The 11,826-nt window shown below is 58.4% G+C and carries 11 protein-coding genes and 1 pseudogene; 3 read left to right on the forward strand and 9 right to left on the reverse strand.

Annotated features, from left to right (window positions below; genetic code table 11):
* The 3 genes from ACTH3D_RS03980 to ACTH3D_RS03990 form a co-directional block, all read right to left on the reverse strand.
* On the reverse strand, positions 1–911 hold a 911-nt coding region (locus ACTH3D_RS03980; protein ID WP_441665483.1), incomplete at its 3' end, for an NADPH:quinone reductase.
* 80 nt (positions 912–991) lie between these two features.
* Positions 992–1,564, reverse strand: a complete 573-nt coding sequence (locus ACTH3D_RS03985; protein ID WP_441665485.1) for a hypothetical protein — start codon at positions 1,562–1,564, stop codon at positions 992–994.
* 100 nt (positions 1,565–1,664) lie between these two features.
* Positions 1,665–2,384, reverse strand: a complete 720-nt coding sequence (locus ACTH3D_RS03990; protein WP_441665487.1) for an SIMPL domain-containing protein — start codon at positions 2,382–2,384, stop codon at positions 1,665–1,667.
* A 167-nt stretch (positions 2,385–2,551) separates the two neighbouring features.
* On the opposite strand from ACTH3D_RS03990, the gene ACTH3D_RS03995 reads away from it, so the two are divergent.
* From ACTH3D_RS03995 to ACTH3D_RS04005, 3 genes are all read left to right on the forward strand, one after another.
* A complete protein-coding gene (locus ACTH3D_RS03995) occupies positions 2,552–2,890 on the forward strand; it encodes a 4a-hydroxytetrahydrobiopterin dehydratase (RefSeq protein WP_441665489.1) in 339 nt (112 codons plus the stop codon).
* Position 2,891: 1 nt separating this feature from the next.
* On the forward strand, positions 2,892–4,079 hold the full coding sequence (locus tag ACTH3D_RS04000; protein WP_441665491.1) for an amino acid aminotransferase: 1,188 nt from the start codon (positions 2,892–2,894) through the stop codon (positions 4,077–4,079).
* Between the two features lie 216 nt (positions 4,080–4,295).
* Positions 4,296–5,807, forward strand: a complete 1,512-nt coding sequence (locus ACTH3D_RS04005; RefSeq protein ID WP_441665493.1) for an NCS2 family permease — start codon at positions 4,296–4,298, stop codon at positions 5,805–5,807.
* Positions 5,808–5,893: 86 nt separating this feature from the next.
* On the opposite strand, the pseudogene ACTH3D_RS04010 reads toward ACTH3D_RS04005, so the two are convergent.
* The 6 genes and pseudogenes from ACTH3D_RS04010 to ACTH3D_RS04035 form a co-directional block, all read right to left on the reverse strand.
* A pseudogene (locus tag ACTH3D_RS04010) lies at positions 5,894–7,064 on the reverse strand (MATE family efflux transporter).
* Positions 7,065–7,119: 55 nt separating this feature from the next.
* Entirely contained in the window at positions 7,120–8,313 is a 1,194-nt protein-coding gene (locus tag ACTH3D_RS04015; protein WP_441665495.1) for an O-succinylhomoserine sulfhydrylase, read from the reverse strand.
* An 8-nt stretch (positions 8,314–8,321) separates the two neighbouring features.
* A complete protein-coding gene (gene purF / locus ACTH3D_RS04020) occupies positions 8,322–9,842 on the reverse strand; it encodes an amidophosphoribosyltransferase (RefSeq protein ID WP_441665497.1) in 1,521 nt (506 codons plus the stop codon).
* Between the two features lie 53 nt (positions 9,843–9,895).
* Positions 9,896–10,468, reverse strand: a complete 573-nt coding sequence (locus ACTH3D_RS04025; RefSeq protein WP_441665499.1) for a CvpA family protein — start codon at positions 10,466–10,468, stop codon at positions 9,896–9,898.
* A 1-nt stretch (position 10,469) separates the two neighbouring features.
* Complete coding sequence (locus ACTH3D_RS04030; RefSeq protein ID WP_441665501.1) at positions 10,470–11,099, reverse strand: SPOR domain-containing protein; 630 nt, start codon at positions 11,097–11,099, stop codon at positions 10,470–10,472.
* 47 nt (positions 11,100–11,146) lie between these two features.
* Positions 11,147–11,826 (reverse strand): glutamate ligase domain-containing protein (locus ACTH3D_RS04035; protein WP_441665503.1); only part of this gene is annotated, 680 nt, incomplete at its 5' end.

The following is an 11,826-nucleotide window of genomic DNA, read 5'->3' on the forward strand; positions in this document are numbered from 1 at the left end:
TCAGCCAGTGAATAGCGCTGGGCAATATCAACCGTCACCTTGCCGCTATCGAGCATCGCAAACAGGTCACTGGCCATGCTTTCCAGTCGCTCACGCGTATCGGCGTAGCCGTTGAGACTGGGCCGGGTGACAAACAGCGAGCCCTTCTGGTTCAGAATGCCCAAGTTAACGCCCTCCACCGCACCAGAAGCGTTACCAAAGCTGACCATCAAGCTGCGCGGCTTAAGGCAGTCCAGAGACGTCTCCCAGGTGTCCTTACCCACGGAGTCGTAGACCACGTCACACATGGCGCCACCGGTGAGCTCACGCACCCGTTCAACCACATTTTCACGGCTGTAATCGATAATCTCCGCAGCACCGTTGCGGCGCGCCAGCTCGGCTTTTTCTCGGGAACTGACGGTGCCGATCAGCCGCACACCCAACGCCTTCGCCCATTGGCAGGCAATCGAGCCAACGCCACCAGCAGCGGCATGCCACAGAATGGTCTCGCCGCCCTGGAGCGGGTAGGTCTGGCGCAGCAGATACTGCGTGGTCAAGCCTTTCAGCATGCAGGCCGCCGCCGTCTCAAAACTCACCGTATCCGGCAACAACACCAGCTTGTCAGCCGGCAAATTGTGGTATTCCGCATAGGCACCCTGGGGCCCTTGGGCATAGGCCACCCGATCACCCTCGCGCAGATGTGTCACGCCCTCACCCACCGCATCGACCACCCCGGCGCCTTCGCTGCCAAGCCCCGAGGGTAATGACGGCACGGGATACAGGCCGGTCCGCACATAGATATCGATAAAATTCAGGCCGATGGCCTTATTCTTGACGCGCACCTCGCCGGGGGCGGGATCAACTGGGCTCACCTCCACAAGTTCGAGAACCTCAGGACCACCGGTACGCGAAAGCTGAATACGCTTGGACATAATAAAAACACCTCAAGTGAAATGCTCAGGGTAGTGAGACAGTCAAACAACCAACGCTAGCTGGATCCAGCGGCAGGCCCTCAGAGCCTTGCCGGAAAGCGCGCCAACGCATCCACAAAGCGCTGCTTGTAGGTCTCAAACAGCTGGCGGTCTTGCTTAAAACTCTGGGCAATAGCCTCATCGTCAACACGCAGCGGCGACAGGATTTCACTGGCGCTGGTAGCCGGGTGCTGGCCACTGAGCCCGATACGCTCGCCTTGCGCGCCATCGAACCAGCGTGTGATACCGACACCACGATAGCGCTGCTCATCGGCCGGGGTGGCAGCATCAACGCGCAGCGGTGCGTGTCCGGCAAGCTCGCGGATGAGCCACAGTCCCGGCTCTAACGCAGGACTATGTTCAAGGTCGGCCTTGAGCACAGGCGTCATTCCCTTCCCGGCCTGATCCAGCACCAGCAGTATCAGCGCTACGGGCCGAGAATCTTTATCAACCAGTGCCAGCACGCGAGCAGCCTGCTGTTCGAAGAGCACCCCCGTCACTCCTGCAAAACGTAGCAACGGTGTCAGCCCCGCCTGTGTGCCAAAGGCTTCGGCGCACAGCCGAGCCAAGCACGCCTCGCGCTGATCATGCTCGTTGACGTGAACGACACGCATTGTCCGGCTCTCCAGAATGTTTTCAGATGGCATAAAAAATGCTGAGCCTGACACAGCCAGCGGAACGTCTCAATCGGCGAGCGTCATAATCCACAAGGTCTTAATCGGCAAGGTAGTACTCTACCGTAGACACCACCCGCACCTGTTTGATCTGAGGGTTGTTGGTATCACGCGGCGAAATGCTGAATTGGCCCTGTGAAGCACTGCGAATCTTGCCCAGTCGACTGTCAGAGTCTTCCGCAAACTTTTTGGCGACTTCGCGTGCCTTACGAGTGGCTTCCTCAATCATGTCGGGCTTGACGTCATTGAGCCGGGTGAACAGATATTCCACTTGGGCATCATAACCACCGCCAGTGAAAACGATGCCCTGTTTGCCCAACGTCGATAGCGCGGGCATCAGTTCGCGCACCTTGTCCACCTCGTCAGAATATACCGTGACGGTCTGGGATGCCGTGTAGCGGAACTGTCCCTCATCTCCACTGGAATATGGCTGGGCAGAACGGTCAGTGATGGCCGGTGCGTTGGTGCCAATGTCATCACTGGGTATGCCCCGGGACTCAAGGAAGCTACGGATCATCCCAGTACTGCGATCCAGGTCAGCATAGAGTTCCTCCAGGTTGTTGCCAGCTTCAGTGAATTTGATCGGCCAGATCACGATATCTGCAGGATATTCACGCTCCGACAACCCCTTTACCGTTACCGCGCGGTCCATCTGTGTGAACTCAACCGCTGCACTCCCTAGCTGATAACCCAAGGCAACCAGCCCCAGCAGCAGACAGCCCCCGATAATGCTGGCACTGGTCACACCGATTCGCTGCATGGCCGCTTTCCTTGATAACGTGAATAAATCAATGGGTACTTTGATCGTACCTGTCTGTTGGGGCTCCGGCCAGCAATTCACTTAACAGGATTGCATCACTGAACAGAGCATCGGAGCACGCAGCACAGGGCTCTTGGCTGAAAAGCCGCTACGAGAAGGAGGTCGTCATGGACCCGCTATTACAACAAACCTGCCAAGCCTGCAGCATTGATGCCTCACCCCTTGATGCCCGTCAGTGTGGCGAGCTGCAAAGCCAGATCCCTGAGTGGCAGATCATCGAGCACGATGGCATCATGAAACTGCAGCGTAGCTTTGAGTTCCGTAACTTCCACCAGGCGTTGGCCTTCACCAACAGGGTCAGCACGCTGGCCGAGGATGCCGGTCACCACCCGGTCCTGCTCACTGAATGGGGCAAAGTTACTGTGACCTGGTGGTCGCACAGGATAAAAGGCCTGCACCATAACGATTTCATACTTGCCGCCAGAACCGACGAGGTAGCCACCTGACATGTTCGAACAGATTGAGCGGGTTCCCGGGGATGCGATTCTCGGACTCATCGAAGCTTTCAAAAACGATACCAATCCCAACAAAGTCGACCTTGGCGTTGGCGTCTACCGCGATGCTCACGGCGACACGCCGGTCATGCGTGCTGTGAAGCAGGCGGAAGAACAGCTGCTCAAGAGCGAAACCACCAAGACCTACATCGGTTCCCACGGTGCTCCTCAATATGGTGAGGCTGTACTGTCAATGGTAATGGGCGAAGGCTCTGCGGTACTTGAGGCCAAACGTGCCAGCGCTACCCAGTCCCCTGGCGGTACTGGCGCTCTGCGTCTGGCGGCAGATTTCATTGCTGCCCAACTACCGGGCAAAGGCATCTGGGTCAGCGATCCCACCTGGCCTAACCACCACGGTATCTTTACTGCTGCCGGCATAGCACTGCACAAGTATCCCTATGTAGACGCCGACAACCGCCTCGACTTCGACGGCATGCTAAATGCGCTGAAGCAGATTCCCCAAGGCGATGTGGTCGTACTGCACGCTTGCTGCCATAACCCCACTGGCTTCGACCTGTCCCGCGAGCAGTGGCAGCAGGTACTTGAGGTGCTGCGCGAGCGCCAGCTGCTGCCACTGGTCGACTTTGCCTACCAGGGCTTTGGCCAGGGCCTAGATGAAGACGCCTATGCGGTACGCCTGCTAGCAGAGAACCTCGACGAGGTGATCATCACCAGTTCGTGCTCTAAGAACTTTGGCATCTATTGCGAGCGCACCGGCTGCCTGATCATGGTGGCCAGGAACGAAGAGCAGATGGAGAATGTGCGCTCACAGGTCGCCATCGTAGCCCGTGAGAACTACTCCAACCCGCCTGCCCATGGCAGTGCTATTGTCTCCACGATTCTTCACACGCCAGAGTTGGAGAAAGTCTGGCGCGACGAACTGACGGAAATGCGCGATCGCATCAACACACTGCGCCGCGACTTTGTTGACGCTCTGAAACCCTACGGCCTAGATGCACGCTTTGCCCATATAGCCGAGCAGCAAGGCATGTTCTCCTACACCGGCCTGAGCCCGGAACAAGTAGACCGCCTGCGCGATGAATTCGGCATTTACATGGTGCGCTCAGGACGCGCCAACGTGGCCGGTTTCTCCAGCGAGAATTTGCCCTACCTGGCAAAGGCAGTGGCCGCTGTCTGCTAGTTGGGAGCGCCACATCCAATAACGCCCGGATTCTGCCCGGGCGTTTCTTTTACCGATAGACTATTCCCCTGACTCCAGACTCTTTTGTCTGTTGTCTCCAAGGCCCTGAGCGTCGTGAGGCGCTCGTGGAATGGCCAAGCTTGACCAAGCAGTCAACCTCATATCAGACTGGCTTGAGGCCTTATGCCAAAAACTCAAAAATTAAGAGGCTTCTCCATGACGACTCCCCCTATTCACTACCCTTGGTATAAGAAGGAAGACACCGACGCCTTCTTTGCGCTGTTCCAGAACAATATTGCCAACTTCGTTATCATCGCCCTGACCATGCTCGGCATGGGCTTCCCAGCTGATATTGTTTTCGGCCAGGTGCTCCCCGGCGCCGCCGTCGCGGTCATGGCGGGCAACTTCTATTATGCCTGGAGTGCGGCGCGACTGGCCCGGCGCGAACAGCGCACCGATGTCACGGCGCTGTCCTACGGCATTTCGACACCGGTGATGTTTGTGTTTCTGTTCGGCGTTCTGCTACCAGCCAAACAGCTCACCGGTGATGTCGAGCTGGCTTGGAAGATCGCCGTTGCGGCCAGCTTTATGAGCGGTGCCATCCAGGTAATGATCAGTCTAGTGGGACGCTGGGCACAGCGTCACCTGCCTCGCGCTGCCATGCTCGGTGCAGTGGCCGGTGTGGCGCTCACCTTCATCGCTGGCGAAATGCTGTTCAAGAGCCTGGAGATGCCAATTATCGGCCTGCTGGTGCTGGCCATCATCCTGGTGGGCTTACTAGCCCGGGTGAGCATGCCGTTCCGGCTGCCAACCTCACTGTTTGCCATCATTATCGGCACCGCCTTAGCCTACCTGATTGGCGATGCCGACAGTGCCCGTTTCAGTGACGCCTTCAACCATCTCGGCTTCTATCCGCTGCTGCCCAACCTGGCCTGGTTTGATGGTCTGGGGTTGCTGTTTACCAGCATGCTGGCCATTCTTACCGTGGTGCTGCCGATCACACTGTATAACGCCATTGAAACCATGAATAACGTCGAAGCCATGGCAGCCTCCGGCGATGCCTATGACGTGCGCGAGTGCCAGGCGGTGGACGGTGTAGGCACCATGCTCGGCGCGCTGTTTGGCGGTGCCTTCCCTACCACAGTGTATATCGCCACCGTCGGCGCCAAATGGATGGGCGCGGGGCGCGGCTACAGCATTCTCAACGGCGCTGTGTATGGGCTGGCTACCATGTTCGGACTGATCGCCATGCTGGCGGCAATTATCCCAGTGGCAGTGGTGGCGCCAATCCTGGTATTTGTCGGCATCTCGATGATTGCCACAGCCTTCCAGACCAACGAGCAGCGCTACTATCCGGCAGTGGCTTTAGCCATGCTGCCCTACTTCGCCAACTACCTGATGACACGCTTCAATCGCGGCGCCGGTGACGTAGTGGCTGACATCTCAGGCGGCATCGTTAACATGGGCCAGGGGGCAATGTTCATGGCCATCTTCCTTGGTGCAATTAGCGTATCGGTGATTGACCGAGAGTTCCGCAAAGCCGCAATTTTCGCCATTATCGCCGCCGTATTCTCGTTTGTCGGCCTGATGCACGCACCCAGTCTCGGCATTAACGCCGCCCAGGACTTCAGCCTTGGCTATCTGGGCATGGCAGTGTTGTTCGTATTCTTTGCCTGGCAGGAACAGCGACAGACTGAACCACAGAGAGCTGCACCAATGATTGACTGATGATTAACTGATGTGTGACGCAAAAAAGCCTTGCCAGATTGTCCGGCAAGGCTTTTTTTCATGCATTAACCACCCAACGGCCTCAGTCACTGGCGGCTGGCACTGTCCGCAAGTACTGTTGACTGTCGGCTCGGCCTCGCTAGCACCCTGCGCAGCAGCCACCAGGCCACCAGCCCCGCCAGCACATTACCCAGCGCTGCCCCAGCTGCAAGTCCGTGCAGTCCGCCAAGGTAAGCGCCAGCCCATAGACACGGCAAATAGCAGACGAACAACCGGGCACCCGACATCAGCATGGCTCGCAGCGGCCAGCCCAACGCATTCCCCGCAGACACGACCAGCATGCACACGCCGAGGGCGGCATAGCTGGGCAGCAACCAACGCATAAGCACCGCCAGTTCACCACGCACCTCGGGGTTACCTGACAGCGCACCGGCAACCCAGGGCGCCGCAAACGCCAGCGTAATGCCCAATAACGCCTGCCAAGCGATGACCACGCTCAGCGCCAGCCGTAACAGCCGACGAACCTGTGGCCAGTCACCTGCGCCATAACAGCGCCCCAGCCAGGGCGGCAGCGACATGGTCATGGCCAGCACCACCATTAGCGCCAGGTTCTCGAGACGACTGGCCAAGCCCCAGGCCGCCACCTGACTTTCACCAAGCGTTGCCACTACCGAAATTGCCAGCATGGCGGCAAGCGGTGGCATCAGCTGGCTGATCGCCAATGCCAAAAATCAGCAGAGGATCAAGTACCAAGTTGAGCAGACTGGTCATGACCATCAGTGCTCCGGGCAAGCGGGTGTTGCCATGCGCTCGAAACACACTGTAGCCAAAATACAACAGGGCCCCTACCCAGGCGGCAACCAACTGGGGCGCCCAATAGACACGGATTAGCGCCAAGCTATCCGGCCCGGCGCCCAGCGCAGGAAAAATCTGTATCTGAGCCAACCACAAACCCAGCGCCAGCACCGCGATAACAAGACTGCCCGCGATCAACACCAAGCTACCCAGTCGCCGCGATCGCTCTTCGTCACCGCTTCCCAGCGCACGCGACACCAGAGCGGCTATGGCGATTCCCATACCCACCTGGATACCAATCATCAGAAATGAGACAGGGAAAGTAAACGACTGGGCCGCCAGTTCTGCGGTACCTAGACGCGCAATGAAAGCACTGTCCACCAGCTGAAAGCCCAGAAGCGACAAGGCGCCGATTGCCATCGGCCATGTCAGCTGCCATAGCTTTTTGGCCAGCGAAGGCATGCTGTGATGACGGCTCAAGATATTTCCTGCTCACCTCAACCAGGGATGGCAAAAACTATAACGCATCGAGGCCAGTGGCCAGATCAGCCTGAATGTCACTCAAGTCCTCAAGCCCCACCGCAATGCGGATCAGGCCCTCGGTAATTCCGGCAATGGCTTTCTGCTCATCTGAGAGTCGCCCGTGGGTCGTGGTCGCTGGATGAGTGATAGTGGTTTTCGTGTCCCCGAGATTACCGGTAATCGACAACATCCGAGTGGCATTGATCACTGACCAAGCGCCCTGTCGCCCACCGCTCACCTCGACACCCACCACAGCGCCAAAACCGTCCTGCTGCCGAGCAGCAAGCTCGTGCTGGGGATGGCTAGACAGACCACTGTAGTGCACCCGGTTGACCGCCGGATGCGCTTCCAACCACTCGGCCAGGCGCAACGCACTGTCACTCTGAGCGCGCATCCGCAGCGCCAGGGTTTCCAGCCCCTTGGTGAATATCCAGGCATTGAAAGGGCTCAAGCAGGGTCCGCAGGTGCGCACCACACCAAAGACTTCCTCCAGCAGGGTATCGTTACCCACGACAGCACCACCAATGCCGCGCCCCTGCCCATCCAGATACTTGGTCGCCGAGTGCACCACCAGATCAGCACCCAGCGACAGTGGGCGCTGCAGGGCCGGGGTCAGAAAGCAGTTATCGATGGCCAGCAGCGCATCATGGCGATGGGCAATAGCTGCAAGCCCCTTGATATCGACGATTTCCGAGCCGGGGTTCGAAGGTGTCTCGGCAAACAGCAGCCGCGTGCGCGCTGTCATTGCCGCTTCCCAGGCGCTCAGATCCGACAGTTCCACATAGCGCGTGGTGATGCCGAACTTGCCCAGATACTTGTCGAACAGACTGATGGTCGATCCAAACAGCGAGCGTGACGCCAGGATCTCGTCGCCGGCCTCCAGCACTGCCAGCGCCACCGACAGGATGGCGGCCATGCCCGAGCTGGTGGCCACACAGCGCTCGCCGCCTTCAAGCGCAGCCAGACGACGCTCAAAGGTGTGCACCGTCGGGTTGCTGAAGCGCGAATAGATATTGCCCGGCTCCTCGCCGCTAAACTTGCGCTCGGCCTCCTCCGCACTGGCATAGACGAAGCTCGAGGTGGTGAAAATCGGCTCGCTGTGCTCCTGCTCACTGGTGCGCTGCTGCCCCGCGCGAATGGCCAGGGTGGAGGATCCAAACCCCTGATTATCAATAGTGTCGTCCCGCATGGGATCTCCTAATCGGCCAGTTCATCATCCTGGTTATGCATACCAACCAGTGCATGATCACCCACATTGGTCAGTTTGGAAGCCTCGTTGCGCTGCGCCTCAAGGTTGGCCAGATAAGCAGCATCGATATCTCCGGTGACGTAGTGGCCGTCAAATACCGAGCAATCGAATTCATCCAGGGCTGGGTTGACCTCGCGACAGGCATCCTTGAGGTCCTCAAGGTCCTGATAGACCATGCGGTCAGCACCGATCAGCTCACCGACTTCAGCCTCGGTACGGCCATGGGCAATCAACTCGCTGGCCACCGGCATATCAATGCCATAAACATTGGGGTAGCGAACCGGTGGCGCTGCCGAAGCAAAATAGACTTTGTTGGCGCCGGCATCACGGGCCATTTCAATGATCTGGCGGCAGGTGGTACCGCGCACTACTGAGTCGTCCACCAGCAGTACATTCTTACCCTTGAACTCGGCACCGATAGCGTTGAGCTTCTGACGCACCGACTTCTTGCGCTGAGTCTGCCCGGGCATGATGAAGGTACGGCCAATATAGCGGTTCTTGATGAAGCCTTCGCGATAGGTCACACCTAGATGCTGAGCCATTTCCAGCGCAGAAGTGCGCGAAGTATCGGGAATCGGAATCACCACATCGATGTCATGGTCCGGCCATTCATTCTTGATCCGGTCGGCCAGTTTTCGCCCCATCTGCATGCGGGTGCCATAAACATAAGCGCCGTCGAGAATCGAATCGGGCCGTGCCAGGTAGACGTGCTCGAAAATGCACGACACCAGCTTTGGCGCCTCGGCGCAGACCTGGGTATGCAGGTTACCGTCCATATCAACAAACAGCGCCTCCCCTGGCGCTAGATCGCGATGCAGCTCGAAGCCGCCCACATCCAGCGCCACGGACTCAGAAGCAATCATTACCTCCTGGCCGTCGCCTTGATCCCGGGTACCGAACACCACCGGACGGATGCCGTTAGGGTCTCGAAAGGCCACCATGCCTACGCCATTGATGATAGCCACCGCCACATAGCCGCCTTTGCAGCGGCGATACACACGGCGCACAGCATCGAAAATATCCCCGGGTTCCAGACGCAGCCCCTGCTTGCCCAGCTCATGGGCAAAGACGTTAAGCAACACCTCGGAGTCGGAGCTGGTGTTGATATGGCGCATGTCCGAGGAATACAGCTCCTGCTTGAGGCGGTCTGAGTTAGTCAGGTTGCCATTGTGCGCCAGGCAGATGCCATAGGGTGAATTGACATAGAACGGCTGGGACTCGGCCTCGCTGGCCGAGCCGGCGGTAGGATAGCGCACATGGCCAATACCCAGGTTGCCCCGCAGGCGCGTCATGTGGCGCGTATGAAAGACGTCACGTACCAGCCCGTTGCTCTTGCGCAACAGAAAGTGTCCTTCGTGCCAGGTCATCATTCCTGCGGCGTCCTGCCCGCGGTGCTGTAACACTGTGAGAGCGTCATAGATCGACTGGTTCACCGCTTGCTTGGCCATTAGGCCCACGATACCGCACATTTATCTTACCTCGCTGACATGGGGCGAAGAGTGACGCTCAACCGCTCTTCGTTTCATAGTGTTCTCCCGGGCACAATTGTCGCTTCATCGCCCGGCAAGGGTACCCGCTGCTTCAACTCATCAATGGACGACTTCACGTCTGGCAGTTTGTCCTTCCACTCTGACGCTTGGGTAATCGCCCACTTGGACAACTCTTCAAGCTGCGGGCGCAACGCAGACTCCTGCCATGCCTGCAGCTCATCCAGTGGCGTCAGGCCGATCAACAGCGTAATCACCACCAGGATGGCGCCGCCCTTCAACAGGCCGAACGCAGCACCGCCCAGGCGGTCAACAACCCCGAGGCCGGCCCAACCAAACAGTGCTCGCAACATGCGAATGATGATCGAAAAAATAATGATGACCGCGGCGATCACCAGCACAAAGGCGATCACCAGACGGCCATCAGGGTTTTCAACGAAAGCAGAGAGATATTCAGCAACGCCCGGCGCCAGTAGGCGGGCCGCCAGGATGGCTACCAGCCAGCCGACCAACCCAAGCACTTCGCGTATCATCCCACGCATCAACCCACTCAGTGCAGTCAGCGTCAGCAAGGCGACAAACAGCCAGTCCAGCCACGTCAATACCATATTACTTGTTGGTCCTTACTAGCAGTCCCTGCTGATTAAGTTGAGCCTTAAGGTTGGCCATAGCGTCCTCGGCTGCTTCAGTGGTGGCGTAAGGCCCGACATACACCCGCGTCATGCCATCGCCCGGATTGCGCGAATAGGCGGGGTAGCCCTGCTCCTTCAGTCGCTTTTCCAGCCCACTGGCATTATCTGGCTTGCCGAAACTTCCCACCTGTACGGCCCAGTCGCCCTGTGCTGTGACTGCGGCAGTTGCATTTCCAGACGCAGCTACACTTTCGGATGCAGCCGCCTGACGTGTCTCGGCTGCCTCTACGGCTTGCGCAATAGGGTCATCCTGTTCCTGTGGTTTGTTGGCATCACTGGCCGTGCTGTCGGATGCCACCGATTGGCGGCTATCTGATGTCTGCTGCTGAGGAGTCCCTGAGTCGTTTACCGAACCACCTGCAGAGCTTTCCAGACTGGCAGGAGGTGTCGGGTCCTCTACATCATGACGGGGCACATCAACCGGACGCTCAATGCTGAGTGACGGCTGCGGATGAGACTCCCGAGGTTCAGGGTCGCTGATCAGAAAAGGCACGAAGATAACCAATAGAGCGATGACGATAATAATTCCACTGACTCGTTCACGCATTCCATATTTCATATCGCACCCCCTGTGGAAGAATCATCAGCAAAGGTTTACGCCCTACTGCTCAGCCTGTCGGACTGCAGGGCTTCAAGTACTTCGGCGACAGTCAGAAAAGAGCCACACACTAGCACCCGATCGGCTGGCATCAGGCGCTGAGCCAGCCACTCGGCACCCTCCAACGGCGAATCTGCACGCTGCACGACCTGCTGTTTGTGGGCTTCAAGCAGCCCGGCAAGCTCATCAGACGATCGGCCGCGCGGGCCACTCAAGCTGACCGGCAACCAGGCATCGATAACCGGGGCCAGCGCATCAATCACACCTTCTGTGTCCTTGTCATCCAACATCCCTAGAAGACCGAATATACGCCCCTGGGTGACTGAGTTAACCATGGAAGAAGATGTGGATGAAACAGCACGCTCCCGACCTAGACGCTCGGCCAGGCGCTGGGCCACATATCCCGCGGCCTGTGGGTTATGCCCCACATCAAGACACCACTGGCCCAGCCACTGCATGCGCCCCGGCAGCTCAACACAAGCCAGCGCCTGGTGGCAGGCTGCGGCGTCCAATGTCACACCGGCCAGGCTGAGTGCCTGAAGACTGGTGGCGGCGTTATCCAGAGGAAGCCGCGGATCAGGCAAGTCATCGAGCCGACAGCGCTGACCCTGTGCACCGCTCCCCCTCCAGGACCATTTCGTCAGGCCAGCATCAGACGTCTGCTGGCCCGTCAGGA

This window comes from Halomonas sp. (genome assembly GCF_052095765.1).
Taxonomy (GTDB): Bacteria; Pseudomonadota; Gammaproteobacteria; order Pseudomonadales; family Halomonadaceae; genus Halomonas.

Excerpts from the sequence above, each read along its gene's own strand:
- purF (WP_441665497.1), bottom strand. The coding sequence starts at position 9,842 with ATGTGCGGTATCGTGGGCCTAATGGCCAAGCAAGCGGTGAACCAGTCG.
- ACTH3D_RS03990 (WP_441665487.1), bottom strand. The coding sequence starts at position 2,384 with ATGCAGCGAATCGGTGTGACCAGTGCCAGCATTATCGGGGGCTGTCTG.
- ACTH3D_RS04025 (WP_441665499.1), bottom strand. The coding sequence starts at position 10,468 with ATGGTATTGACGTGGCTGGACTGGCTGTTTGTCGCCTTGCTGACGCTG.
- ACTH3D_RS04015 (WP_441665495.1), bottom strand. The coding sequence starts at position 8,313 with ATGCGGGACGACACTATTGATAATCAGGGGTTTGGATCCTCCACCCTG.
- ACTH3D_RS04005 (WP_441665493.1), top strand. The coding sequence starts at position 4,296 with ATGACGACTCCCCCTATTCACTACCCTTGGTATAAGAAGGAAGACACC.
- ACTH3D_RS04000 (WP_441665491.1), top strand. The coding sequence starts at position 2,892 with ATGTTCGAACAGATTGAGCGGGTTCCCGGGGATGCGATTCTCGGACTC.
- ACTH3D_RS04030 (WP_441665501.1), bottom strand. The coding sequence starts at position 11,099 with ATGCGTGAACGAGTCAGTGGAATTATTATCGTCATCGCTCTATTGGTT.
- ACTH3D_RS03985 (WP_441665485.1), bottom strand. The coding sequence starts at position 1,564 with ATGCGTGTCGTTCACGTCAACGAGCATGATCAGCGCGAGGCGTGCTTG.
- ACTH3D_RS03995 (WP_441665489.1), top strand. The coding sequence starts at position 2,552 with ATGGACCCGCTATTACAACAAACCTGCCAAGCCTGCAGCATTGATGCC.